The 25,300-nt window shown below is 70.6% G+C and carries 24 protein-coding genes; 20 read left to right on the top strand and 4 right to left on the bottom strand.

Annotation, left to right across the window (positions count from 1 at the left end; all coding sequences use genetic code 11):
* Positions 1-21: 21 nt before the first annotated feature.
* Positions 22-591, bottom strand: a complete 570-nt coding sequence (gene ssb / locus NHL51_RS11785) for a single-stranded DNA-binding protein (RefSeq protein ID WP_434144012.1) — start codon at positions 589-591, stop codon at positions 22-24.
* Positions 592-1,217: 626 nt separating this feature from the next.
* On the opposite strand from ssb, the gene NHL51_RS11780 reads away from it, so the two are divergent.
* From NHL51_RS11780 to NHL51_RS11765, 4 genes are all read left to right on the top strand, one after another.
* The gene (locus NHL51_RS11780; protein WP_434144011.1) at positions 1,218-2,324 is read left to right on the top strand and encodes a GTP pyrophosphokinase; all 1,107 of its coding nucleotides are present in this window, start codon (positions 1,218-1,220) and stop codon (positions 2,322-2,324) included.
* 350 nt (positions 2,325-2,674) lie between these two features.
* Positions 2,675-3,163 carry a DUF6993 domain-containing protein gene (locus NHL51_RS11775; protein ID WP_434144009.1) on the top strand — a complete coding sequence of 163 codons (489 nt, stop codon included), beginning with the start codon at positions 2,675-2,677 and terminating at the stop codon, positions 3,161-3,163.
* Between the two features lie 58 nt (positions 3,164-3,221).
* Entirely contained in the window at positions 3,222-4,901 is a 1,680-nt protein-coding gene (gene ettA / locus NHL51_RS11770) for an energy-dependent translational throttle protein EttA (protein ID WP_434144008.1), read from the top strand.
* Positions 4,902-4,999: 98 nt separating this feature from the next.
* Positions 5,000-5,467 carry an acyl-CoA thioesterase gene (locus tag NHL51_RS11765; protein WP_434144006.1) on the top strand — a complete coding sequence of 156 codons (468 nt, stop codon included), beginning with the start codon at positions 5,000-5,002 and terminating at the stop codon, positions 5,465-5,467.
* Between the two features lie 64 nt (positions 5,468-5,531).
* On the opposite strand, the gene NHL51_RS11760 is transcribed toward NHL51_RS11765, so the two are convergent.
* A complete protein-coding gene (locus NHL51_RS11760) occupies positions 5,532-6,422 on the bottom strand; it encodes an acyl-CoA thioesterase (RefSeq protein WP_434144004.1) in 891 nt (296 codons plus the stop codon).
* Positions 6,423-6,508: 86 nt separating this feature from the next.
* Between NHL51_RS11760 and NHL51_RS11755 the strand changes: the two genes are divergently transcribed.
* The 13 genes from NHL51_RS11755 (at position 6,509) to NHL51_RS11695 (ending at position 18,555) form a co-directional block, all read left to right on the top strand.
* Positions 6,509-7,150, top strand: a complete 642-nt coding sequence (locus NHL51_RS11755; protein WP_434144003.1) for a hypothetical protein — start codon at positions 6,509-6,511, stop codon at positions 7,148-7,150.
* Complete coding sequence (locus tag NHL51_RS11750) at positions 7,150-8,037, top strand: hypothetical protein (protein ID WP_434144001.1); 888 nt, start codon at positions 7,150-7,152, stop codon at positions 8,035-8,037. Before NHL51_RS11755 ends, NHL51_RS11750 begins: the two co-directional genes overlap by 1 nt.
* Positions 8,034-8,873, top strand: a complete 840-nt coding sequence (locus NHL51_RS11745; protein WP_434143999.1) for a hypothetical protein — start codon at positions 8,034-8,036, stop codon at positions 8,871-8,873. Before NHL51_RS11750 ends, NHL51_RS11745 begins: the two co-directional genes overlap by 4 nt.
* Positions 8,870-9,694, top strand: a complete 825-nt coding sequence (locus NHL51_RS11740) for a hypothetical protein (RefSeq protein WP_434143998.1) — start codon at positions 8,870-8,872, stop codon at positions 9,692-9,694. The genes NHL51_RS11745 and NHL51_RS11740 overlap by 4 nt, the downstream gene beginning before the upstream one ends.
* Positions 9,691-10,536: a hypothetical protein gene (locus NHL51_RS11735; RefSeq protein WP_434143997.1), complete on the top strand. Its 846-nt coding sequence runs from the start codon at positions 9,691-9,693 to the stop codon at positions 10,534-10,536. Before NHL51_RS11740 ends, NHL51_RS11735 begins: the two co-directional genes overlap by 4 nt.
* On the top strand, positions 10,533-12,167 hold the full coding sequence (locus NHL51_RS11730; RefSeq protein ID WP_434143995.1) for an AAA family ATPase: 1,635 nt from the start codon (positions 10,533-10,535) through the stop codon (positions 12,165-12,167). Before NHL51_RS11735 ends, NHL51_RS11730 begins: the two co-directional genes overlap by 4 nt.
* A gap of 42 nt (positions 12,168-12,209) precedes the next feature.
* Positions 12,210-12,437 carry a DUF2997 domain-containing protein gene (locus tag NHL51_RS11725; RefSeq protein ID WP_434143993.1) on the top strand — a complete coding sequence of 76 codons (228 nt, stop codon included), beginning with the start codon at positions 12,210-12,212 and terminating at the stop codon, positions 12,435-12,437.
* Positions 12,434-13,246 (top strand): 4Fe-4S single cluster domain-containing protein, encoded by an 813-nt coding sequence (locus NHL51_RS11720; RefSeq protein ID WP_434143991.1) that lies wholly within the window; start codon positions 12,434-12,436, stop codon positions 13,244-13,246. The genes NHL51_RS11725 and NHL51_RS11720 overlap by 4 nt, the downstream gene beginning before the upstream one ends.
* On the top strand, positions 13,243-13,797 hold the full coding sequence (locus NHL51_RS11715) for a hypothetical protein (RefSeq protein ID WP_434143989.1): 555 nt from the start codon (positions 13,243-13,245) through the stop codon (positions 13,795-13,797). The genes NHL51_RS11720 and NHL51_RS11715 overlap by 4 nt, the downstream gene beginning before the upstream one ends.
* Positions 13,794-14,669 carry a ComEA family DNA-binding protein gene (locus NHL51_RS11710; RefSeq protein WP_434143987.1) on the top strand — a complete coding sequence of 292 codons (876 nt, stop codon included), beginning with the start codon at positions 13,794-13,796 and terminating at the stop codon, positions 14,667-14,669. The genes NHL51_RS11715 and NHL51_RS11710 overlap by 4 nt, the downstream gene beginning before the upstream one ends.
* 105 nt (positions 14,670-14,774) lie before the next feature.
* The gene (gene rpoZ, locus NHL51_RS11705) at positions 14,775-15,029 is read left to right on the top strand and encodes a DNA-directed RNA polymerase subunit omega (protein WP_434143985.1); all 255 of its coding nucleotides are present in this window, start codon (positions 14,775-14,777) and stop codon (positions 15,027-15,029) included.
* Between the two features lie 100 nt (positions 15,030-15,129).
* Complete coding sequence (metK, locus tag NHL51_RS11700) at positions 15,130-16,323, top strand: methionine adenosyltransferase (protein ID WP_434143983.1); 1,194 nt, start codon at positions 15,130-15,132, stop codon at positions 16,321-16,323.
* Positions 16,324-16,344: 21 nt separating this feature from the next.
* The gene (locus NHL51_RS11695; protein WP_434143981.1) at positions 16,345-18,555 is read left to right on the top strand and encodes a hypothetical protein; all 2,211 of its coding nucleotides are present in this window, start codon (positions 16,345-16,347) and stop codon (positions 18,553-18,555) included.
* Positions 18,556-18,839: 284 nt separating this feature from the next.
* On the opposite strand, the gene trpB is transcribed toward NHL51_RS11695, so the two are convergent.
* A complete protein-coding gene (trpB, locus tag NHL51_RS11690) occupies positions 18,840-20,048 on the bottom strand; it encodes a tryptophan synthase subunit beta (RefSeq protein ID WP_434143979.1) in 1,209 nt (402 codons plus the stop codon).
* A 210-nt stretch (positions 20,049-20,258) separates the two neighbouring features.
* Here trpB and NHL51_RS11685 point away from each other — a divergent pair, with 210 nt between their 5' ends.
* Genes NHL51_RS11685 through NHL51_RS11675 form a run of 3 tightly spaced genes read left to right on the top strand, consistent with a single transcriptional unit; the run spans position 20,259 to position 23,781 of the window.
* Entirely contained in the window at positions 20,259-21,209 is a 951-nt protein-coding gene (locus NHL51_RS11685) for a methionyl-tRNA formyltransferase (protein WP_434143977.1), read from the top strand.
* Entirely contained in the window at positions 21,206-22,732 is a 1,527-nt protein-coding gene (locus NHL51_RS11680; RefSeq protein ID WP_434143975.1) for an RsmB/NOP family class I SAM-dependent RNA methyltransferase, read from the top strand. The genes NHL51_RS11685 and NHL51_RS11680 overlap by 4 nt, the downstream gene beginning before the upstream one ends.
* On the top strand, positions 22,729-23,781 hold the full coding sequence (locus NHL51_RS11675) for a lysostaphin resistance A-like protein (protein ID WP_434143973.1): 1,053 nt from the start codon (positions 22,729-22,731) through the stop codon (positions 23,779-23,781). Before NHL51_RS11680 ends, NHL51_RS11675 begins: the two co-directional genes overlap by 4 nt.
* Here the strand turns inward: NHL51_RS11675 and NHL51_RS11670 are convergent.
* Entirely contained in the window at positions 23,768-25,249 is a 1,482-nt protein-coding gene (locus NHL51_RS11670; protein WP_434143971.1) for a hypothetical protein, read from the bottom strand. The two genes, NHL51_RS11675 and NHL51_RS11670, sit on opposite strands and share 14 nt — an antisense overlap.
* Positions 25,250-25,300 lie beyond the last annotated feature (51 nt).

The following is a 25,300-nucleotide window of genomic DNA, read 5'->3' as shown; positions in this document are numbered from 1 at the left end:
GGCCGCCCGCGCAGCCGCTACTCATGCGGCCTCGGCCCGTGCGGTCTGCGCAAACCCGCCGATGCCCGCGTTCGGGTCTGCGAAGCCGTTCTGCTCGGTGCCGGAGCCGTGCTCGCCGTCGGCGTCGCCCGCGCCACCGTTCGACCCGGCACCATCGCCCGCCGCGGGCGCGGGGTCGGCCCAGAGCTCGCGCCGCTCGGCGCCTTCGCCCGCCGGCGCGGGGGCTGCGCCGGCGTCGGTCGTCCTCGTGAACCGCGACGTCCCCCAGCGCAGGTCGTGGCCGAGCGCGTCCGCGTCGATCTCGACGGAGGTGCCCGATCTGTCGTTCTTCTCCCAGTTGCGCACGCGCAGCCGGCCCGAGAGCACAACGCGATCGCCCTTCGCGAACGAGTGCATCGCGTGCTCGCCGAGGCTGCGGAAGGCGAGCACGGTGAACCAGTTGGTCGGCCCGTCCGTCCACTCGTTCTTCTCGCGGTCGTAGCGGCGCTCGTTGCTCGCGAGCCGGAAACTGCAGAACTTCGCGGCAGTGCTGGTGGTGATGCGCTTCGGGTCGGTGGCGATGGTGCCGACGACGGTGATCTGGTTCGACATGATGGGCTCCTCGTTCGGTTGCTCTCGGGTCTCGTGTCCCTGGAATCGGGCGAGGGGCGCGGCGCGCCGTGCCGGGTTCGCCGCGCTCCTCGCCACCAGCTTCGGCTCCGCGGGCGGCATCCGCCACGGCAGAACGGCGATTGTGGAGATCTCGCCGGGAGATTCCGGCAATCGGCAATTGTGGAGGAAGGTGCGAGGGCCGCCCGGTAACATAGCGCTCGTGCTCACGAATTGCAGAATCTGCGGTAGCCACTGAAGACGCTGTAGAGCGAAGAAGCTCAGCTCCGAGAGCAGCTATCACCGTGATGTTGTTGAACAACTGAGCCCAAATCTTAAGGTTAGAAAGCGGACCTTGTGCGGCTCGATCGGTACCCCTGACTCTACATGGATCAAAGGTCCTAGTAGTTTCCCGTTATCCGGAGCCTGGGCCGTCATCTGAGCAAGATCATCACCACATTGAGGCGTTCAGCGGCAGTTTACGTGGGCTGAGTGCGTTTCGAACAAGGCGGCACTTGTGCGATCCACTTCCTGGGCGATCAAAGTGGAATTGAATTTCAGAGTAATTAGCAATTCATTAGGTGAATGGTAGCTTTTCGACTGAGGAAACATTGAGACGAGGAGCGAGATTGGGTCAGATCGGGAAGCTTGTCGAGTCTTATGACCAGCTCAGCGGGCCGCTAGCGATCATGGGGCAAAAGGTCGAGCGGTTAATTGAGGAGCTGCTTGGCACTCATTCCATTCGAGTTCACGGGGTGAGCCACAGGGTAAAGACGCTAGCAAGTGCCTCCGGAAAGATGCAGAGAACTCCCGAGCGCTATCCCGAGCTCAGTGACATTCACGACCTCCTCGGGTTGAGGGTAATCACCTTCCTTTCGAATGATGTTTCACGCGTCGTTGAACTACTTCGACTTGAGTTCGACGTGGATGAGGGGCGTTCAAAGGACCGTCTTGAAGAACTTGCGCCGGAGGAATTCGGGTATCTTTCATCGCACCTAATACTGCGCCTCAATGAGGGGCGAGCGCGATTGCCGGAATGGGCGCCATTCAGCGAGAGATATTTTGAGATCCAGGTACGTTCACTGTTGCAGCACACATGGGCGGAAATTGAACATGATCTTGGATATAAATCTTCAGTAACAGTGCCATCGAAGTTGAAGCGGCGATTTGCGCGGGTTGCTGGACTTTTGGAGCTCGCTGATGCGGAGTTTGAGTCCATCACCAGTCAAATTCATGAACATATCGAGTCCACTCAAGAGGCGCTTCGGAGAGGCAATGACGTGCCCGTCGATCGTGACTCAATACATGAATTCATCTCTGAGGATGATGTGGTGTACCGACTCGACAGCGCGATCGCGAAGAAGACAGGACGGCTGCTTGAGCCCATTAAACTGAATTACTCCGACATACGCGCTGCGGAACTACTTGGCGTGGGTTATGCATCCGTTGACCTAGTACGCAGTGACTTAGTCGAGATCGAATCGCAGCTTGTCGAGTTCGCCGCTGCTTGGCTTACGTGGGAGCCTGAAGGCATTGCACCAAGTAGTGAAGGGCTGTCCCGGGGTATTTCGCTGTTCTACCTTTGGGTGCACTCGTCTTTGCAGACGGAGGCAGGGATCGAGAACCTTCGCGGAAGTGTTCGGGACTTAAGCGTGGATCAAATATTTGGTGCATTGCTGGCTGTTCATGATGACTCAGGTCTCATGCGGACTGACAATCCCAAGATCACACGGTAACAACTCCTGAGCGCTACCAAACTCATTACCTCTGTGAGGTGCAGGCGTGAAACCCCGAAACTCGGTTTCTGTCACTTGTGGAGGGGTCTGGCTACTTCATGCTTTGGACGTTGAATGCTAGTTCTTCCCTGCGTGAACTAACTGTGACCGCCGAATACAGCCGCACTGATAGCACAACAGACAATTCATTGTGTCGCTGCAATCTACTTTAATTTGAGTGAAGCTAATATGGTCGAGCTTGGGGACGGAGTCTCGGGTCCACTATCACGGCGTTATGCATATACGTTTAAGAACGCGGCAATCGGCAATTGTGGAGGAAGGTGCAGGAGCCGCCGGGTAACATAGCGCTCGTGCTCACGACCCCTCGCCTCCGCGCCCGTCTGGTCGGCCCCATCGTCGCGCTCAGCGCGGTCGCCGGGCTGCTCTCGGGCTGCGCGCTGCTCGAGGGGCCGACACCCGAGACGCCGAAGCGCGAGGCCCCCGCGGCACCGGCCGAGGCGCCGCAGTTCTTCCCCGACGGCACGGCGCAGGACAACCTGCCGTACTTCACCGAAGTGCTGCGCGGATACGGCGCCGGAGCCGAGCCGGTGATGGGGGAGCCCATCGTGAACGCCGTGACCGCCGCCGGCTTCGACCGCGCCGCGATGCAGGTCACCTACGACCGGACGAAGACGAACCTCGAGGCCGACAGCATCTACGTCTCGGTGCGCATCGGCGCCGAGTGCCTCATCGGCCAGGTGGTCGCCGGCGACCGCAGCACCGTCGCGGTCGTGGAGCCCGCGGTCGGCCCGAACGCCGACATATGTCTGATCGGGAATACGCGACCCATCGACTGGTGATGCCGCTCGCGCCGCACCGCATCGAGCGGCCAGCGGAACATTGGTAGGCTTGGGAACCATGGCTGAGTACATTTACCAGATGGTCCGCGCCCGCAAGGCGGTCGGCGAAAAGCTCATTCTCGACGACGTGACCATGGCGTTCCTGCCCGGCGCGAAGATCGGCATGGTCGGCCCGAACGGCGCCGGCAAGTCGACGATCCTGAAGATCATGGCGGGCCTCGACACGCCTTCGAACGGCGAGGCCGCGCTCGCGCCCGGCTACTCCGTCGGCATCCTGATGCAGGAGCCCGAGCTCGACGAGTCGAAGACGGTGCTCGAGAACATCCAGGACGGCGTTGCGATCAAGGGCAAGCTCGACCGCTTCAACGAGATCTCGGCGCTGATGGCCGAGCCCGACGCCGACTTCGACGCGCTGCTCGCCGAGATGGGCACGCTGCAGGAAGAGATCGACGCGGCAGACGGCTGGGACCTCGACAACCAGCTCGAGCAGGCCATGGACGCGCTGCGCACCCCGCCCGGGGACGCCGAGATCCAGCACCTCTCGGGCGGCGAGAAGCGCCGCGTCGCGCTCGCGAAGCTGCTGCTCCAGAAGCCCGACCTGCTGCTGCTCGACGAGCCCACGAACCACCTGGACGCCGAGAGCGTGCTCTGGCTTGAGCAGCACCTCCAGAAGTACCCCGGCGCCGTCATCGCGATCACGCACGACCGGTACTTCCTCGATAACGTCGCCGAGTGGATCGCCGAGGTCGACCGCGGCCGCCTCATCGGCTACGAAGGCAACTACTCGACTTACCTCGAGCAGAAGGCCGCGCGCCTCGAGGTGCAGGGCAAGAAGGACCAGAAGCTGCAGAAGCGCCTCAAGGAGGAGCTCGAGTGGGTCCGCTCCAGCGCGAAGGGCCGCCAGACGAAGTCGAAGGCGCGTCTCGCCCGCTACGAGGAGATGGCGGCGGAGGCCGAGCGCACTCGGAAGCTCGACTTCGAGGAGATCCAGATCCCCGCGGGCCCGCGCCTCGGCAACGTGGTCATCGAGGCGAAGGATCTCGTCAAGGGCTTCGACGGTCGCACGCTCATCGACGGGCTGTCGTTCTCGCTGCCGCCGAACGGCATCGTCGGCGTCATCGGCCCGAACGGCGTCGGCAAGACCACGCTCTTCAAGACGATCGTGGGTCTCGAGCCGCTCGACGGCGGCGATCTGAAGGTCGGCGAGACCGTGAAGATCAGCTACGTCGACCAGAACCGCGCCAACATCGACCCCGACAAGAACCTCTGGGAGGTCGTGTCGGAGGGGCTCGACATCATCACGGTCGGCAAGACCGAGATCCCGTCGCGCGCCTACGTGTCGAAGTTCGGGTTCAAGGGGCCCGACCAGCAGAAGAAGGCCGGCGTGCTCTCGGGCGGTGAGCGCAACCGTCTGAACCTCGCGCTCACGCTGAAGCAGGGCGGCAACCTGCTGCTGCTCGATGAGCCCACGAACGACCTCGACGTCGAGACCCTGCAGTCGCTCGAGAACGCGCTGCTCGAGTTCCCCGGCTGCGCCGTCGTCATCACACACGACCGCTGGTTCCTCGACCGCATCGCCACCCACATCCTCGCCTACGAGGGCACCGACGAGAACCCGTCGAACTGGTACTGGTTCGAGGGCAACTTCGAGGCGTACGAGGCGAACAAGGTCGAGCGCCTGGGCGCCGAGGCCGCGAAGCCCTCGCGCGTGACCTACCGCAAGCTGACGAGGGACTGATCGCAGCGGCGAAGCCGCGGCTTCGCCCGATCGGTCCCCGGCCTGCCCGCAGGCCGGTTTCGGAGACCCCTGCCCGGTAAGGGCGATTGGAGCACCGTATGGCCCGCACGAGCGTCGAGATCGAGCTGCGCTGGGGCGATCAGGACGCGTACGGCCACGTCAACAACGTGGCGTTCGCCCGGTTCGTCGAAGAGGCCCGCGCGCGCACCTTCTGGCTCGATGCGGGCCATGAGCGTACGGGGATGGACGCGTACTTCAACGAGCGCGAGCCCGGTTCGCCGAAGATGCTCGTCGCGAGCCAGCAGATCGAGTTCTTGCGCGTGCTCGCCTATTCGGCGCGGCCGATCACGGTCGAGCTGTGGATCGGGGGGCTCGGCGGTTCGAGCCTCGAGATCCACTACGAGATCCTCGACGGCGCGGCCGCCGAGCGCACGGTCGTCGCGCGCGCCGTGACGACCGTGGTGATGGTCGACGGCAGCACGCTCGAGATCACGCGCATCTCGGACGAGGGCCGAGCAGCGATCGAGCCGTGGACGGACGAGCCGCTGCGGCTGCGGCGCGCCTAGCGAACCCGGCGGGCGGGGCGAGGGATCGCCGATCCCTGTACCGGGTGCCGCCGGGCGAGCGGCGCTACCCCTCGCCCCCGGCGTCGCCGCCATCGCCGGGCAAGTGCACCATCGACTCCTGCGCGACGCTCGCGACGAGCGTGCCCCGCGCATCGTAGAAGCGGCCGTGGGTGAGGCCCCGAGCACCCTGCGCGGTCGGCGATTCGAGCTCGTAGAGCAGCCACTCGTCGACGCGGAAGGGGCGGTGGAACCACATGGAGTGGTCGAGGCTCGCCCCGCGGAAGCCGGGAGTCGCCCACGGGACTCCGTGGCGGCGCAGTACGGGCTCGAGCAGCAGGTAGTCGCTCGCGAACGCCAGCGCGGCCGTGTGCAGCGCGTAGTCGTCGGGCAGGGTGTCGCGCGAGCGCATCCACACCCGCTGGCGGCTCGTGCGCTCGGCGACCGACAGGATGATGTCGGATTCGACGTAGCGGAAGTCGAAGGGGCGGTTCAGCACCCACGAGGCGCGCCCGCCGTCGGCGAGGTGACCGTACTTCTCCCACACGCTCGGCAGGCCCTCGGGCTCGGGCACCGTCGACATGTCGAGCGCGTCCTGATGCTCGACGCCCGTATCCGCGACCTGGTACGACGCGATCATCGACATCAGCGGCGCGCCCTCCTGGAAGGCCTGCGTGCGCCGAGTCGAGAACGAACGGCCGTCGTACAGGCGCGACACCTCGAAGGTCATGCGCGTCTCGCTGTCGCCGGGCCGCAGGAAGTAGCCGTGCATCGAGTGCAGACGTCGCTCCTCGGGCACCGTCGTCGCGGCGGCGGCGAGCGCCTGACCCATGACCTGGCCGCCGAAGGCGCGGCCGTGCGGGGTGGGCAGCGCCGGCCCGGTGAGCACGTCGTACCGGGTGCGCGCCCCCGAGTCGATCACGGAGAGCATCGAGACGAGGTCCGGTGCTTCGGTCATGGTGCCTCCCTCGGTGGGCCGCGCGACGCGGCCCCTCCTCATCCACCCTACTGGCCCCGCCGTCGCCGCGCGGTAGGCTGATTGCGATGTCCGCCCCTCTTATGCTCGCCGATGCCGCGACCCGCGACGACCTGAAGATCTTCCTGCAACGACTGCTGCGGATGGGCGAACCCGAGGTGCGTCTGGTGTCGCGCGGCCGGGCGCTCGCGGTGTTCGGGTGCACGCAGGCGCCGCGCGGCCTGCTCGATGCGCTGCAGGTCGTGCTGGTGATGCGGGCCTTCGGTCTCGCGGAGGAGCCCGGCGCCGCGGTCGATGCGACGGTGCCGGGGCGCGCGCTGCTCGACCGGCTGGCACGGCTCGGCATCGCGGGCCGCGAGCTGGAGCTGCCCGATGCGCCCGCGTTCGCGGCGTGGGCCGGGGTGCTGCCCCCGATGTCGGGGTGGTCGGCGGCGGGGGCGCTCGACGCGGCATCGCTGCGCGCGGTCGCTTCCGAGGGCATCGCGCGTGTTGCGGCGGCGCTGCCCGAGCAGCCGGGCGATCCGGTCGTGCACCGGGTGCGCTCGGAGGTGTGGGGCGCCCCGGTCGCCGACGGCGTACCCGCGGGGGCGGCGTTCGCGGCTGAGGCGATGGGGTTTCTCGGCGATGAGCCGGTGCGTCTTGCGACCTCGCGCTCGTGGACCCGCCTGACGACGGCGCGCGGCAGCGTGCTCGTGCGGGGGCGCGGCTGATGAGCGGCTCGCATCGCGGGGAGCGCCTCACGGCGGGTGAGGCCGTCGTGGCCTCGCAGCGCCGCATCCGGGTGTTCTCGGTCGTGGTCGGCGTGCTGCTCGCGGCCGCGGCGGTGGTCTTCGGGGTGCTGACGCTGCCCGAGGGATCGGCGGGCGGTCAGACGCAGCGCGTCGTGACCGATGACGACTACAGCTCCCCGTGGGAGAACCCCGACCCGCGCGCCGCCGAACTCGACGACGGCGTGTACTCGGGTGCCGGTCAGGCGGTCATCCGCCTCGACGGCCTCGACCCCGAACGGCCGCTGCTGATCGAGCAACTCGACGAGTTCGAGGCCGACAGCCCGTATCTGGACGTCTCGCTCACCGGCCCGGACGCGAAGCCGCTGCCGTTCTCGGATCGGCCGGTCGACGTCGACCTGATCTCGGCGCCCTACTACGCGATACCCGGCGCCGCGAGCATTGAACTGTGGGTCGGCACCTACGACGATGCGCCGTGGCGGCTGCGCGTCACGGTCGACGAGGATATGGAGACCCGCGGCGGCACCGTGAGCGGCGTGGGCTCCGCCTCCTTCCTCTACACGGGCGACGCGACCTCGGCACGGGCGAGCGCCCGCGGCTCCAGCACGGTGCGCATCGAGCAGGTGACCGCGGCGGGGCGCGCAGACCTCTTCGACAGCCACGAGCAGCGCGACCGCACGATCGCGTGGCCCGATTCGCCGTCGTCCGTGTTCATCGTCGAGGCGTACGGCTCCGAGACCCCGTGGACCATCAAATTCCACGAGAGCGAGCAGTCCGAGACCGCGAACGGGACCGAGACCGCGACCGAGGCGCCTCAGGAACCGGCGTCTGCGGACGAGGGCGATGCAGCGGGCGGGGCCGCGGGATGAGCGGCGCCGATCACCCGGCCGAGGCCCGGCTGCGCCGCTTCTCGCGCCTCACCTGGGGCGCCGGTATCGCGGCGGTCGCGATCGTCGGCATCGTGCTCATGCCGGGCATCGGCGTCGACCCGGGTTCGGGGCGCGTCTTCGTCGTCGATCGGGGCTGGACCGGCGAGGCGGAATACGACCGCCCGTGGCTGCACGACGACCCCGTCGAACTCGAACTCGTCGACGGCGTCATCGCCGGGGGAGCGGAGGGCGGCTACTTCACGCTCAAGCCCGGTTCGAAACCGCTGCGCCTCACCGCTGAATCGATCGAGAACGTGACTCCGCAGTACGGCGGCTCCTGGGTGACCGTCTACCAGGGCCGCGACGACTTCTTCGCCGACCTTCCGGGCGACGACGAGTCGGGCACCGGCGAGCAAGCGGACCCGTGGGAGCGGGCCGACGGCATCGCGCAGGTCGGTCCGCTCGAGGACGACGACGATTCGGTGCTCTACGTCGTGCCGACGGACGAGCGCACCCAGGTCTGGTTCACCGGCGAGCTCGGCGACTGGAGCATCCGTGCGGAGGAAGTGGATGCGACGCCGCTCGACGGCTCGGTCACGGGGAGCGGCAACGCCGTGCTCGAGTACCGCGGCGAGGGGCTGAGCGCGAAGCTCGAGCACACGGGCACCGGCATCCTCAACGTGCGCATGTTCGTGCCGGGCGAGCGCTCCCTCGACCCCGTCGTCGGAGCCGACGACTTCGTGCAGCGCGTCTCGTGGGATGCGCCGGGCAGCGTGCTCTTCGTCATCGAATCGGATACCGGCGAGGGCGAATGGACCGCCACGGTGAACGAATGAGTTCCACCGCAGACCCGGCCCGAGCCCGCATCCGCGGCTTCTCGCGCGCTTTCTCGCTCGCCGCGGCCGGTGTCATGCTGCTCGTGCTGCCGTTCGTCTTCCCACTGCTCGGGGGCTCGCAGCCGCCGTACGGCGGCGGTTTCGACGGGTGGCCGTGGGAGCGCGCCGACCCCGCGGTCGCCGAGCGCAATGGCGACACCTGGGTCGGAGCAGACGCGGCCCTGATCGAGCTCAGAGACCTCGACACCTCCCGCCCCCTGCAGATCGACCCCGTGCGCGAAGACGGTCGCTATCTGCCGCTCGTCGCCACGGCGCCCGGAGGCGCCCCAGCGCCGACGGGCGACCGCATCGACCTCAGCCACTACCACTCGTACCACTATCTGGTGCCGTGGAGGTCGGATATCGACCTCTGGAGCTACCGCGACGAGACCGGGCCGTGGTCGGTGACGGTGACGGCCCCCGAGCTGCCCGACTGCGGAGGCCGCGTCGAGGGATCGGGCGGCGCGGTGTTCGTGTACCGGGGCGACGCGACCTCGGCGCGCTTCGTCGCCGACGACCAGCTCACCTACTCGACGGTCACGACAGAGCTCGGCACCGACTACCTCGGCACCGAGTACCCCTACCAGGGGCCGTACGACATGTCGGTCGCCTGGGACGACACCCCGTACGCCGTGTTCGTCATCGCCGAGGGGCGCGCCGACTGGAGCACCGAGTGGAGCCTGGTCTTCGACGAGCACGGCTCCGCGGCGGGCGACGCCGGACCCTCCTGCGTCTTCCCGGTCGAGCCGGTGGGAATCGCAGCCGAGGAGGAGCAGCCGTGACCGGGGATCCGCGGCCCGAATCGGCGGCCGGCAGAGTCGCCCGCTTCTCGCGCCTCATGTGGCTTGTCGCCGGCGCCGGCGTGCTCGTGCTCGCGCTCGCCGCGGCCCCTGCGATCTGGGTCGACCCCGCCACCGACGAGATCATCGTGCAGCAGCCCGAATGGTCGGCCGACCTCGACGTCGCACTGCCCGACGGGATGCCGTGGGAGGGCGCAGGCGCGCCGGACGCCGTGCTCGAGGCGGGCGTCTGGCACGCCTCCGGAGCCGCCCGCATCCGGCTCGACGGGCTGACGCCGGGCGAACCGCTGCGTATCGCCTCGCCGAACGAACTGCTGCGGCCGACCCGCGCCTGGGTGTTCACGGGCACCGAGACCCCCGGCGAACCCGGGGACGACCCCGTGAACCTGCGCCTCTTCCGCGACGAGAACTACCTGATCCCTGCAGCCGCGACCGCCGAGCTGTGGGTCGCCCCCAGCACGACCCGCCGCTGGGAGCTCGAGATCGCCGAGGCCCGGCTGCCCGAGCGCAGCGGCGACATCCAGGGATCGGGGCCCTCCGCGTTCCGCTACCGCGGCGATGCCACCGTCGCCCGTGCGACGCTCGCTCCCGGCGAGGGCAACGAGATCAGGGTGTTTGGGGCAGGCGCCGAGACCGTCGTCGAGTTTCCCGAGGGGCGCGGCGAGCGCACCGTCTCCTGGCCCGACCCCGGCCCGGGCGGGGCGGTCGTCGTCATCGCCACGGCCCGGCCCGACGACGCCTGGTCTCTGTGGCTGCAGGATGAGGAGCACCGGAACCGTTACGGTGGTACGGGTACGGATGACCGGAATGAGGGCGGCGCATGACATTCGAGAAGCAGTTCGATGAGGCGCTGAAGGCGCGCCTGCCCCTCGTCGCGCTCGAGACCGGCGAAGAGGTGCGCGCGCTCGAAGCCATCGTCGCGGGCGCTGCCGCCCAGCGCAACCCGCGCCAGGTCTGGGTGTGGAGCTCGTCGACCGGGCTCGTCGGCCCCGACGGTAAGGCCGTCCCGAACACCGCGGCTTCCGGTCGCGCCCTCGAGCACGCCGCAGGAGTCGCCGAGCACGGCGTGTTCGTCTTCTGCGATCTGCAGCCCTACCTCGGCAGCGAGACCCGGCCGGGCGACCCGACCATCGTGCGGCAGACCCGCGAGACCGCCATGGACTTCCGCCACGGCGAGGCCTCGCGCATGCTCGTGCTCGTCTCGCCCGCGAACAGCATCCCGCCCGAACTCGACGAAGTCGCGCACGCGTTCCGATTCCCGCTCCCCGCCGCCGCCGAGATCCGCGAACTGCTCGACCTCATGATCGACAACAACTCGAGCGGCCGCGGCCGCATCGACACGGGCAGCGCCGACGACGGCGTGCGCGAGCAGCTCGTGAACGCCGCCCTCGGGCTCTCGATGGCGGAGGCCGAGAACGCCTTCGCCCGGGCGATGGTGAACGACGGCGCCCTCGGCCCCGACGACGTGAAGGTCATCCTCGACGAGAAGAGCCAGGTCGTGCGACGCTCGGGCCTGCTCGACTTCGTCGACGCCGGCATCGACCTCGACGACGTGGGCGGCCTCGACAACCTGAAGCGCTGGCTGTCGCGCCGCGAGGGATCGTGGCTCGACGGGGCCCGGGCCTACGGGCTGCCGGCGCCGAAGGGCGTGCTCATCACCGGCGTGCCCGGCTGCGGCAAGTCCCTCACCGCGAAGGCCACGGCCGCCTCGTGGGGCCTGCCGCTGCTCCGCCTCGACATCGGCCGCGTCTTCTCGGGACTCGTCGGCTCGAGCGAGCAGAACCTGCGCAATGCCATCGCCGTCGCCGAGGCCGTCGCGCCGAGCGTGCTCTGGGTCGATGAGATCGAGAAGGGCTTCTCGAACGTGACCGGCCAGGGCGACTCCGGCACCTCCGCCCGCGTCTTCGGCACCTTCCTGACCTGGCTGCAGGAGAAGCAGAAGCCGGTGTTCGTCGTCGCGACCGCGAACACGATCGCGTCGCTCCCTCCCGAGTTCCTGCGCAAGGGCCGCTTCGACGAGATCTTCTTCGTCGACCTGCCGACCGCGACCGAACGCGATGCGATCTGGCGCATCCAGCTGCGCTCGCACGCTTCGCCCGCCAACGGCCTCGCCGCGATCGCCGAAACCGACAGCGCGATCGCCCGCCTCGTCGCCGAGAGCGACGAGCTCTCTGGCGCCGAGATCGAGCAAGCCGTCGCCGCAGCGCTCTACGACGGCTTCGGCAGCGGCCGCCCCGTCGAACTCGACGGGCTGCTGCACGCCATCGCCACCATGGTGCCGCTCTCGGTGACCCAGGCCGAAGAGATCGCGCGCCTGCGCGACTGGGCCGAGAAGCGCGCCGTCGGCGCCACCGGAAGCGAGCACCTCGACGCCTCGACGGCGGTCGCCGCCGCAGTCGACGCCGCGGGAGAACGCATCGCCGGCCGCCGCGGCGGCCGCACGGTCGACTACTGAACCGCCCGCACCGCGGGCCCACGAGAAGAAAGGCACGGGCGCATGGCGAACCGAACCCAGCAGCAGCTCATCATCACGCTGCGGCCCGACGGCGGCGTCGAAGCCGAGACCGTCGGCATCACCGGGAGCGCCTGCCTCGACTACATCGCGCGGCTCGAAGACCTGCTCGACGCCGAGACCGCCGAATCGGCGTTCACCGCCGACTACACCGCAGCGCAGCACCAGGGGAGTCGCACGTCGGCGCAGCAGTGGAGCGGGGCGGAGCGATGACCGGCGCTTCCGCGACCGGTGCCCCCGCCGCGCGCGGCGTCGTCGCGGCGTCGCTCGGCACCCCCGAGCAGAGCGCGCTCGGCCGCTCGCGCCCCGAGCCCGTCGACGCCGCACGCCTGCGCTGGTCGCGCTTCCTGCCCGCCACCGAAGCCGAAGGGCCCGGACGCCGGGCGGCCCTCTGGGTGCAGGGCTGCTCCGTGCGCTGCCCGGGATGCTTCAACCCGCAGCTGTGGGCGGCCGCGGGCGCGCAGACCTCCGACCCCGAAGCGCTCGCCGCTCGCTGGGTCGCCGAGGCGCTCGCCGCAGGCAGCACCGGCATCACGCTGCTCGGCGGCGAGCCCTTCGACCAGGCCGCACCGCTCTCCGTCGTCGCCCGCGCCTTCCGCGAGGCGGGCCTCGGCGTCATGAGCTTCAGCGGCTACCGCTACGAGCAGCTGCTCGACTGGGGGCGCGGGCGCGATGACATCGCCCGCCTGCTCGGCGAGACCGATCTGCTCTGCGACGGGCCGTTCCTGCGCGACCATCCCGACGCCGAGCGGCCCTGGATCGGCTCCACGAACCAGAGCATCCGCGCCCTCGGCGCACGCTACGCCGACGACGTGCGGGCCATCGCCCGCACGGGCAGCGGCACCGACCGGCTCGAGGTGCGCATCGACGCCGACGGCCTCGTCTCGGTCAACGGCTGGGCCGACGCCGCAGCGCTCGAGGCGCTGCTGCACGGCCTCGGTCGCCGCGCCGATCGCCCGCTGCCCGGCCGGCCGGCCCCCGCGCGCCCCGGCCGATCGACCCGAGAGGAGCGCGCCGCATGAGCGTGACACTGCTGCTGATACCCGGAGCCCTCGCGATCGCGGGGGCCGTCGGCGGAGTCGGCGCGCTCGGAGCCGCCGTGCAGGCGCGCGACGCCCGCCGCGCCGACGAGCACGAGCCGGTCGACGCGAGCGCTGCCGAACACGGCGCCCGGGGCGGCGACGAGCGGGCAGCCGCGCCGGTGCCGGTGCCGGTGCAGGTGCGCACGCGCATGAAGGATGCGACCCTCCTCGCGGCCGCGCTCGCGGATCTCGGAGCGGCCGACCTCGCCGTCGCCGACGACGAGGTCTCGGCGACCCTCGGCGAGCGCCGGCTCGAGATGCAGCGCGGCGCCGACGGCATCTGGGAGGCGCACGTCACCGGCGCGAACGAGGCCGAGGCCGGCGAACTGATCGCTTCGCTCGATGCGGCGTACGCGTTGCGGGTGCAGCAGACGGTCGCCGAGCGCATCCGGCAGCGGGCGGGCGCCGCGGGCTTCTCGCTGCTCTCGGAGACGCGGCAGGAGGATCGGTCGCTGACCATGGTGCTCGAAGTGCGCGGAGGCGCCGAATGAGCGCGAAGGCTCGGACCCGCGACGGCATGGTGCCCGGCTACGGCTGGCTGCTCGGGATGAGCTCCTGGATCCTCTGCACCGCCGTCCCGAACTCGGCGACGGCATGGCTCGGGTTCCTCATCATCGGCATCGTCGCCAGACGCTTCTCCTGGGGCGTGCTCGGCGTCGCCGCCGGAGCGCTCGCGATCCTCGCCCACCTGCCGATCTGGGGGCAGTTCGGCCCCGTCGCGGTGCTCGTCGTGTATCTCGCCGGCATGCTCGCAGCGCTCTGGGTGAATCCCGCATGGTTGCGCCTCATGTGGGAGCGTCGCGCGTCGCGCGCCGCGAACTCCTCCGCGAGCGCGCCGAGCTCCTCGAGAACCGCGACGACCGATGCCGCAGCATCCCGGCAGAGGCAGAACCGTGCGGCGAAACGGCGCACGGCCGCTGCGCAGACCGCGAAGCGGAAGCGCGAAGACGCCGAAGCCGAACGACCGCGCTCGCGGACGACGGCCGCGGCGCCCGCCGCAGCACCCCCGAAGGTCGCCGCCGAATCGGAGCCGCAGCGCCTCGCCGAACGCGCCGGCGCCTCGACCGAGGGACTGCTGGCCGGGAACCCCCGTACCGACGCCGGGAACCCCCGTACCGACGCCGGGGAGCCCATCGACGTCAATGAAGCCACGGCCGCGCAGTTCGCGAAGCTGCCGGGCCTCACCCGCAGCCGGGCGCAGCGCGCCGTGCGGCTGCGCCGCGACGGCCGCTACACCTCCCTCGAAGACTTCGCAGCCCGTCTCGAGCTGCAGCCGCACGAGCTCGTGCGCCTGCGCCCCGGCCTCAGCTGCGCTCCGCCGCCCCGCGGGCCGCGCTCGTTCGGCCGCCGGGTCGACTACTGAGCCGGGCGCACCCGCAGGGTCTCCTCCGAGCACGCATGGCGGCGACGATTACCCAGACACACCCGGGTCGGCTAGAATAGCCAGGTCAACCGGAGGAGAGTTTTCATGGCCAATGTGAACGGCATCATCGACCCGCCCATCGACGACCTGCTCGAGAAGGTGGATTCGAAGTACGCTCTCGTGACCTTCGCGTCGCAGCGCGCCCGTCAGATCAACGACTACTACACCGATCTGCACGACGGCAACCTCTTCGACAACGTCGGACCGCTCGTTGACTCGTCCGTCGACGACAAGCCGCTGTCGATCGCCCTGCACGAGATCGTCGAGGGCAAGCTCACGATGACGAAGCGCGCCGAATAACCGCGCGCCGTCAGCGTTGTCGGTGGCGTCGGATACCCTGATGAGGGTCCGACGCCACCGACGTTTTATGCACCAACCACCGAATCCAGCAGGGAGTACCGTGACACTGCGCCAGTTCACCTCCGAGTCCGTCACCGAGGGGCATCCCGACAAGATCTGCGACCGCATCTCCGACTCGATCCTCGACGCCATGCTCGAGCAGGATCCGGGTGCGCGCGTGGCCGTCGAAACGCTCGTGACGACCGGCCTGGTGCATGTCGCCGGCGAGGTGCGCACGAGCGGCTACGTCGAGATCCCGCAGATCGTGCGCGGCGTCATCCGCGACATCGGCTACGTCAACTCCGACATGGGCTTCGACGCCTCATCGTGCGGCGTCTCGGTCTCGATCGGCCAGCAGTCGCCCGACATCGCGGGCGGCGTCGACTCGTCGCTCGAAGAGCGCTCCGGCGCTGCGGGCATCGACGACCTCGACCGCCAGGGCGCCGGCGATCAGGGCATCATGTTCGGCTACGCCACCGATGAGACCCCCGAGCTGCACCCGCTGCCGAGCTGGCTGTCGCACCGCCTCGCCGAGCGCCTCACCGAGGTGCGCAAGAGCGGCGTGCTGCCCGAACTGCGCCCCGACGGCAAGACCCAGGTCACCATCGGCTACGACGGCGACCGCGCCGCATCGATCGAGGCCGTCGTCGTCTCGACCCAGCACTCGGCCGACATCTCGCAGCCGGCGCTGCGCGACGCCATCGAGCGCGAGGTGATCCGCCCCGTGCTCGGCCGCGTCGAGCTCGACAGCACGAACGCCGAGCTCTTCATCAACCCCGCGGGCCCCTTCGTCGTCGGCGGGCCGATGGGCGATGCGGGCCTCACCGGCCGCAAGATCATCATCGACACCTACGGCGGCGCGAGCCGGCACGGCGGCGGTGCGTTCAGCGGCAAAGACCCGTCGAAGGTCGACCGTTCGGCCGCCTACGCCATGCGCTGGGTCGCGAAGCACGTCGTCGCCGCTGGGCTTGCGAAGCGCGCCGAGCTGCAGGTGGCGTACGCCATCGGCGTCGCGGCGCCCGTCGGCCTCTACGTCGAGACCTTCGGCACCGAGACCGTGCCGCTCGAGCGCATCGAGGCCGCCGTGCGCGAGGTCTTCGACCTGCGTCCGCTCGCGATCATCCGCGATCTCGACCTGCTGCGCCCGGTCTACGCCCAGACGAGCGCATACGGTCACTTCGGCCGCGAGCTCGCCGACTTCACCTGGGAGGCGACCCCGCGGGTCGCCGAGCTGCGCGCCGCAGCGGGGCTCTAGGCGCTCCAGACAGGGCAAACGATGAGCCCGGCGAGCGCCTTCGACCGGGCGGAGGCTGCGAACGGCCGCCCGGTCGCGCGAGTGCTGCTCGATTCGGCGCTGCCGCAGCTCGACCACCTCTTCGACTACGCCGTGCCGCCCGAGCTCGCCGAAGAGCTGCGCGTCGGGCAGCGCGTGCGCGTGCCGTTCCGGTCGCAGCAGCGCAAGAACTTCGGCTACGTCATCGGCTTCGCCGAGCGCAGCGAGTTCTCGGGGTCGCTCTCGCCGATCGCCGACATCGTCGGCCCGGTGCCCGTGCTGGCCCCCGAGGTATGGCGGCTCGCGCGCGCCGTCGCCGACCGTGCCGGCGGGTCGGCCGGCGACATCCTCCGCCTCGCCATCCCGACCCGGCAGGTGCGCGTCGAGAAGAAGCACCTCGCCGCGGCCGCTGCGGTCGGCCAAACCGAAGCCGAGCCGGACGGCGCTCCCGCCGCCGAGCCTGACGCCGGTACCGCATCCAGTACCGCCTCCGGTACCGCTATTACTGCTGAGGCTCCGGTGTCTGCGACGGCTGCCGCAGGAGATTCCGCTCCCGAGCCGGCTGCCGGGGAGTCCGCGCTCGTCGACGAGCTGCTTACCGGCGGCAGGCTCGCGCACACGGCGTCGCACGGCCCCGAACGCCTGCCGACCGGCGAATGGGTGGGCGGCTGGGCGGCGCAGCTCGCGCGCGTCGCCGTCGAGGTGCACGGCCGCGGCCGCAGCGCGATCCTCGTCGCCCCCGATTACCGCGACCTCGATCAGCTGCGCGACGCACTGCAGGCCCTCGGGCATACCGAGTTCGTGCGCGTCGACTCCCGGCAGTCGAACGCCGAGCGCTACGCCGGCTTCCTGCGCGCGCTCGACGCCGAGCCGCGCATCATCCTCGGCAACCGCTCAGCCGTCTACGCGCCAGCCCACCGCCTCGGCGCGATCATCGTCTGGGACGACGGCGACCCGCTGCTCGCAGAACTGCTGACGCCGTACGTGCACGCGCGGGATGCTGCGCTCGTGCGCGCCTCGCTCCCGGTAGAGGTTGCGCGCAGCGCGGAGGCCTCTGAGAGCGCAGAGCATGTAGAGAATGCAGCGCATGCAGAGGGTGCACGCGGGTCCGAATCCACCGGGCTGCTCTTCGCCTCGCACGCGCGCAGCGCCGAGGTGCAGCGCCTCGTCGAGATCGGCTACGTGCGGGCGCAGCAGAATCCGCCGAAGCGCGCCCGCATCATCCACGCCGACGCCTCCATGACTCCCGACGCTTTCGCCGGGCGCGTGCCCGAGATCGCGGCGCGCACCATTCGCGAGGGGCTCAAGCGCGGGCCGGTGCTCGCGCAGGTGGCGACACCGGGGTATGCGCCCATCGCGGTGTGTGTCGACTGCGGCGATCTCGCCCGCTGCAACTCCTGCACCGGGCCGATCGGCTTCCGCGTCGTCGGGCGCGCATCGTGCCGCTGGTGCGGCGAGTTCGCGAACCAGTGGCACTGCGCCACCTGCGACGGCCGCGCGTTCCAGGAGCGCGGCATGGGCGCCGGCCGCACCGTCGAGCAGTTCGAGCAGCAGTTCCCGGGCGTGCGCGTGCTGCTGAGCGACGGCGAGCACCCGCGCGAGAGCGTCGACGCGCGCCCCGCGCTCGTGGTCGCCACCCGTGGCGCGGAGCCGCTCGCCGCCGGCGGATACCGGGCCGTCGTGCTGCTCGACGCCGAGCGCCTGCTCGGTCTCGAGAGCCTGCGCGCGGGGGAGGACTGCCTGAGATGGTGGGAGAACGCCGCCGCCCTCACCGCCCCCGAGGGGCGCTGTCTGATGGCGGCGGGCGGCGGCCCGGTCGTGCAGGCGTTCGTCACGGGCCGCACCGAGCAGTGGCTGCAGCAGGAGCTGCGCGACCGGACCGCGCTGCGGTATCCGCCGGCGGTGCGGGTCGCCAGCGTGAGCGGCGGCCCGAACGAGGTCGAGCGCGCGCTCGCACAGCTCGAGGGGCTCGCGGGCGTCGACCACGTCGGGCCCGCGCCCGTGCCGCCCGGCGGCAGTGCGAACGTGCCGCGCGGTCTGGTGCGCGCGATCGTGCGCTTCGACTACGCTCGCGGCGCCGAAGTCGCGCGCAGGCTCCGAGGCGCGCTCGTCGCCGACGCCGCCGGATCGTCGGCGCGCGGCAAGCCGACCGGCCGCGCCCGTCCCGAGGCGCTGCGGCTGCGCTTCGACGACCGCGGCGTCTTCGACGGGTAGGGCGTCGTCATCGCCGGCGGCCTGTTCGCTCGAACCGCGTGTGAGCGCGTGCAACGCGCGCAGTGCGTGAGCTCGTTCGGATCAGAGCGGTCGTTCGGACGAAAACGCCTCGAATCGTCCGAACGAACTCGCATCTCCGAACGAGCTCACGGCACACTGCAGTGGACGTGCGCTGTGGCGCACGCGGAGCAGCCCGCTGAACGCACCGCGTTCTTCAGCCGCTCCCGCCCCGCGCTGCGCTCCGTGGGCAGGCGCTGTGGCGCCTGCGGAGCGGGTTCAGAACGCTACGCGTTCTTCAGCCGCTCCGCTACGAAGTCGACGTCCTTGTCGCCGCGGCCCGACAGGTTCGCGATGATGATCTGATCGGGGCCGAGCTCGGGTGCGAGCTTCACGACGTGGGCGAGCGCATGCGACGACTCGAGCGCGGGGATGATGCCCTCGGTGCGGGTGAGCAGCTGGAACGCGTCGAGCGCCTCGGCGTCGGTCACGGTCACATACTCGCCGCGGCCGATCTGCTCGAGGTGCGCGTGCTGCGGCCCGACGCCGGGGTAGTCGATGCCCGAGCCGATCGAGTGCACGGGGGCCGGATCGCCCGCCTCGTCGAGCAGCACCTTCGTGTGCATGCCGTGGATATCGCCGATGACGCCGAGCGTCATGGTCGCGGCGTGGCGCTCGGTGTCGAGGCCCTCGCCGGCGGGCTCCACGCCGATCACGCGCACCGACTCGTCCTCGAGGAACGCGTCGAAGAGCCCCATCGCGTTCGAACCGCCGCCGACGCACGCCACGAGCGCGTCGGGCAGGCGCCCCTCGGCCTCGAGGATCTGGGCGCGCGCTTCGCGGCCCACGACCGACTGGAAGTCGCGCACCATCGAGGGGAAGGGGTGCGGGCCGACGACGGAACCGATCGCGAACAGATACTCCTCGGGGTTCGCGGCGTACACGCCGAAGGCCGAGTCGACGGCCTCCTTCAGCGACCGGCCGCCCTCCTCGACGGCGACGACCTTCGCGCCGAGCAGCTCCATGCGCACGACGTTCGGGTGCTGCTTCTCGACGTCGATCGCGCCCATGTGGATCTCGCATTCGAGGCCCACGAGCGCCGCCGCGGTCGCGAGGGCGACGCCGTGCTGACCGGCGCCGGTCTCGGCGATGACCTTCTTCTTGCCCATGCGCTTGGCGAGCAGTGCCTCGCCGAGGCAGTGGTTGATCTTATGCGCGCCCGTGTGGTTGAGGTCCTCGCGCTTCAGATAGACCTTCGCGCCGCCGAGCTTCTCGGTCAGATTCTCCGCGAAGTAGAGCAGCGACGGGCGGCCGACGTACTTCGACAGCAACGACTGCAGCTCGTCGGTGAACGCCGGATCCTGCTTCGCCGCCTCGTACGCCTCGGCGACCTCGGCCATGGGGCCGACGAGGAACGGCGGCAGCACGGCTCCGCCGAACTCGCCGAAGTAGCCGCCCGCATCGGCGCGGTAGATGGAGTTGTGAGATTCGCTCATGGTGGAGATCCTTTGCTTCATTGCGCCCACCGAGGAGGACAAAAAAACCGCCTGCGGCAGGCGGTGTCGTGTTCATGCATACGTGACAGCTCGCCCTCAGACGAGCCACCACTGATTCACGATATGCATGCCGGGAATCATATCAGGATCGCCGGCGACACGGGCTCGCGCCCTCGCGACCGGGCATCGGCAACTGCAAGAATGGGGGCCATGCGCATCGTCTTCGCCGGAACTCCGGAATTCGCGGTCCCGAGTCTGCACGCCCTCGCGAAGACGCACGAGCTCGTCGGCGTCATCACGCGCGAGGACGCGCCGTTCGGCCGCAAGCGAGTGCTGACGCCGTCGCCGGTCGCCGTGGCGGCAGAGCAGCTCGGTCTGCCGGTGCTGAAGGCGAACCGGCTCGATGACGCCGCCACCGACTGGGTGCGCGGCCTCGACGCAGAACTGGGAGTCATCGTCGCGTACGGCGGGCTCGTGCGCGAGCCGCTGCTGTCGCTACCGCTGCACGGTTGGGTCAATCTGCACTTCTCGGAGCTGCCGCGCTGGCGGGGAGCCGCGCCGGTGCAGCGGGCGCTCGCGGCGGGGGAGCAGCGCCTCGGCGTCACGGTGTTCCGGTTGGTCGAGGCGCTCGACGCGGGCGCCGTCGTCACGCGCGACGCGCTGACGTTCGCGGAGGGCACCTCCGCGGGAGAGGCGCTCACGGCGCTGTCGGAGTACGGCACCGACGCGGTGCTCGCGGCGATCTCGGCGCTCGAGGCCGACCCGGGTGCGGGCGAGGAGCAGACGGGCGGGGCGAGCACCGCGCACAAGCTGAGCCGCGACGACGGCAGGCTCGATCTCGCGCGCGATGCGACCGAGGTGCTGGCGCACTGGGCGGGCATGACCCCCGAGCCGGGGGCGTTCGCGATGTTCGACGGGCAGCCGCTCAAGCTGCACGAGCTGCGCAGATTCGGTGCGGCCGCCGACGCTGCTGCGGCGACCGGGGGCGATGCTCGCCAGGGATCGCCGAGCGCGGGCACGGTGCGCCTCGTCGCGGGGCGGGCCGTGCTGCGGCTCGACGGCGGCGACCTCGAACTGGTGCGGGTGCAGCCGGCGGGGAAGCCGGCGATGGACGGGGCCGCCTGGTTGCGCGGCCGCAGTGGAGAGGCGGTGCTGTCATGAGCGAGAACCGAGGGGAGCGGCGGGGGCCGGGCAACCGGTCGGGCCGGTCGCATCGTCCGGAGCGGGGCTCGGCGCCGCGGCGCCATGCGTCGCGGGTGGCGATCTCGCCCGCGCGCCTCGTCGCCTACGACGTGCTGCGCGACGTCGAGGAGCGGGACGCCTACGCGAACCTCGCGCTGCCGTCGCGCATCCGCGAGGCCCGGCTCGACGGCCGCGATGCGGCCCTCGCGACCGAGCTCGCCGCCGGGGCGCTGCGCGGCCGCGGCCGCTACGACCGCATCATCGAGCTCGCGGCAGACCGCCCGATCGACGAGATCGATGCGCGCACGCGCAACGTGCTGCGCCTCGGAGTGCACCAGCTGCTCGGCATGCGCACCGCATCGCACGCGGCCGTGAACGAGAGCGTCGAGCTGCAGCGCCGCGTCGCGAACGAGAACGCGGCCGGCTTCGTGAACGGCGTGCTGCGCACCGTGGGCCGCAGCACCAACGAGCAGTGGGACGAGCGTATCGACGACGCCGCCGACACCGCGGACGGCGCGCTGAGCGCCCGCACCTCGCACCCCGCATGGATCGTGCGGGCGCTGCGCGCAGCGCTCCGATCGGAGGGGCGCGAGCACGAGCTCGAGGAGCTGCTCGCGGCCGACAACGCCGCCCCGTCGGTGCAGCTCGCGATGCTGCCGGGCGTCGGCGTCGTGCCGCTCACGGCCGAGGAACGCGGGCGGGAGGCGGGCTTCGAGGTCACCGCCGAAGGGCCGTCGCCGATGGGCCTCGAGCTCGCCGGCGGCGACCCCGGCCGAGCCATCGAGGCCATCGGCGCCCCCGAGGGGTTCGTGCGCGTGCAGGATCAGGGGTCGCAGCTCGCGGCCCTCGCGCTGACCCGGCTGCGCCCGGTGCGGCCGGGGGAACGCTGGCTCGATCTGTGCGCGGGGCCGGGCGGCAAATCGGCCGTGCTCGGCGCCGAGGCGCTGCGGGGCGGCGCGACGCTGCGCGCGAACGAGGTGTCGCAGCATCGCGCCACTCTCGTGCGGCGCTCCGTCGAGCCGGTGGCGGATGCGGTCGAGGTCGTCGCGTTCGACGGCCGCGGCCCCGGGGCGTTCGGTGACCGCGGCCCGCAGCGCGCGATGTTCGACCGCATCCTGGTCGACGCGCCGTGCTCGGGGCTCGGCGCACTGCGCCGTCGGCCCGAGGCCCGCTGGCGCAAGCAGCCGTCCGATCTGCCCGAGCTGACGGCGCTGCAGGAGGAGCTGCTCGAGGCCGCGGTCGCCCATCTCGCGGTCGGCGGCACGCTCGCCTACGTCACCTGCTCGCCCCACCTCGCCGAGACCCGCGTCGTGGTCGACCGCCTGCTGCGCACCCATCCCGGGCTCGTCGAGCTCGACGCGAAGCGGGCCGTGGACTCGATCACCCGTTACGGCGTCGACCTCGCCGGCGATGCGCTCAGCGCGCAGTTGTGGCCGCACCGGCACGACACCGATGCCATGTTCATCGCGCTCATCGAACGGCAGGAGGCCGATTCCGCATGACCGACGACCTGCGCGAGCAGTCACCCGAGATGCACTCCGCGGGAGCGCGGCCCGACCGGTTCGATGAAGTGCCGTGGCCCGCGGTCGCCGTATTCGTGGCGGTCGCCTATGCGCTCGCCTGGCTCGTCGCCCTGCCGCTCTGGTTCGTCGACTTCGAGCCCTCGGCCTATGCGACGCTCTTCGGAGTGCTCGCCGGCGCGATGATGTTCACGCCGACGCTCGCCGCTCTCGTCGTGGTCTTCCTCATGAAGCGGCCCGGACGCGAGCGCATGCGCCTGCTCGGCATCTGGCCGCTGCGCCCGGCGAAGCGCGTCGTCTGGTTCTCGGTCGTGATGAACTTCGTGCCGGTGCTGCTCGTCGCGGCCTGCCTCGGCATCTCTGCGATGTTCGGCTGGCTGCAGCTCGACCTGTCGGGCTTCTCCGGCTTCCGGCAGGCCGTCGACGCGCAGATCGATGGCCTCGGCCTCGACCCTGCGGCCACTGCCGCGGCGCGGGCGGCGATGCCGCCCATCGGCATGCTCGTCGCCGTGCAGATCGGCGTCATCCTGCTCGGCGGCGTGCTCAACATGATTCCCGCGCTCGGCGAGGAGATCGGCTGGCGCGGCTGGCTGCTGCCGGCCCTCCGACCGCTCGGCGCCTGGCCCGCCCTGCTCGTGTCGGGCGCCATCTGGGGCCTCTGGCATGCGCCGGTGATCCTGCTTGGCTACAACTTCAACCGCACCGACTGGGTGGGTGTCGTGCTCATGATCGCGGGCTGCACGGCTTGGGGCGTGTTCTTCGGCTGGTTGCGGCTGCGCACCGCCTCGATCTGGCCGTCGGCGATCGCCCACGCCTCGTTCAACGCCGCGGGCGGGCTGCTGGTCATCGGCATGGCGGCGACCGACACGCCGCCCGACATGCTGTTCGTGAACCCCCTCGGGGTGCCCGGCTGGATCCTGCTCGCAGTCGTCGTCTCGGCGCTGCTCGTCACCGGACAGTTCTCGCGGGAGCCGCAGCTGGCTCCGGCGAAGCCGAAGTGGGCGCCGCCCGGCCCGGTCACTCCCAGCTGACCGTCGGCCGCGCGGACGAGAAGTCGACCGTCGGGGTCAGCGGGTCGGCGCCGTACCCCACCTCGCCGGTACTCCGTTCGCCGTCCAGCTCGACCTCCACGACGATCTTCACCGGAATGAAGTCGTATGCGACGACGACGGTCGGCCGGTCGAAGTCGAAGCGCGGTTCGAGCGCGGCGATCGCCGCATCGGTCTCGGAGGTCAGCGACCGCTGCACGGTACCGTCGATCGCGACCTCGCCGCCGTCGAAGGTGCCGTCGACATCCATGCCGCAGGGCGTCGTCAGCGAGGTCCGCGCGACGCACTGCGTGAGCGACTCCGTGACGAGCATGCGGAAGATCGTCACGGACCGATCGGTCAGCGCGGGTTCGAGGTCGTAGAAGGCCATGTCGTCTGCTTCGTCGGCGATGACGAGCGGATCGCTGCCGCCCGACGTCTCGAAGGCCGTATTGCCGAGCTCGACCTCGTACGCCCCCGGGAACAGGCTGAACGAGTCGTCGGTCACGGACACGCCGTTCACCATCGGTTCGAGCCCCGAGAACTGCGACAGGGAGAAGGTGAACATCGCGTTCGAGATCTCCCAGTCCTCGCCGTACTGCCACACCTCGAACTCGCGCTCGACGGTGCGGTCGCCGATGTCGAACGCGGCGCTCACGATCGTCTCGTCGTACTCGCCCCGGTACGTCGCTTCGGAGTCGATCTCGATGCCGCCGAGCGGGGCGAGCCCATTCGACGCGTCGAGCACCTGATCGGTCAGCAGCGGGTCGGAGAGATCGCCGCCCGAAAGGCTCCGCGCCGTCTCGGCATCCCCGTCGGCGAGCGCCGTCAGGAACTGCTCGACGGTCTGCTCGGCCTCGGCGGCTTCGGAGGATCCGGGGCTTCCCGGCGGGGCCGAGAACTTCGGGCCGATGAAGACGATGCCGATCAGCACGATCGCGAGGATGCCGACGCCTCCGCCGATGAACGAGATGGCCCGGCGGGCCCGGCCGCCCGCGCCGCCCCGGCTTCCGCCTCCGCTCGACGCCGGGATCCTGGTCTGTGCGGGCGCCGCGGTCCGCGGGCGGGTCGGCGACGGTGCCGAGACGGGCTGCGCAGGAGCGGCCGGCGCCGGGGTGCTGCGAGGCGCCGAGCGGGGTGGCGGCGCAGATGCAGACGGCACCGCGGCGGGCGCGGGCGCGGCTGCGGCGGGCACGGGAGCAGCGGCGGGCGCCGCGACGGCCGCGGGGATCGGGATCTCGGGCGCCGCGGGCGCGGCGGATCGGTCGGCGGGCGCCGCGTCCGTCGGCGCCCGGAGGCCCGTGGGCGGCTGCATGCCCACCGGGGCCGGCATCCCGGCGGGCGCCTGGAGGCCCGCTGGTGCATCCAGCCCTTCCGGCGCCGGCAGCCCCTGCGGCGGCCGCATCCCGGCGGGAGGCTGCAGACCGGCCGGCGGTGCCGACTGATCCGGTCGGTCGCGTTGCGCATCCATGGCAGACACTATACGAGCCGTGCGGCGGGTCGTGGCGCATCGGGCCGTCGC

This window comes from Leucobacter sp. gxy201, assembly GCF_051043335.1.
Classification (GTDB): domain Bacteria; phylum Actinomycetota; class Actinomycetes; order Actinomycetales; family Microbacteriaceae; genus Leucobacter.
The sequence above is the reverse complement of the archived record's forward strand: the minus strand, read 5'-3'. Positions and strand labels throughout refer to the sequence as shown.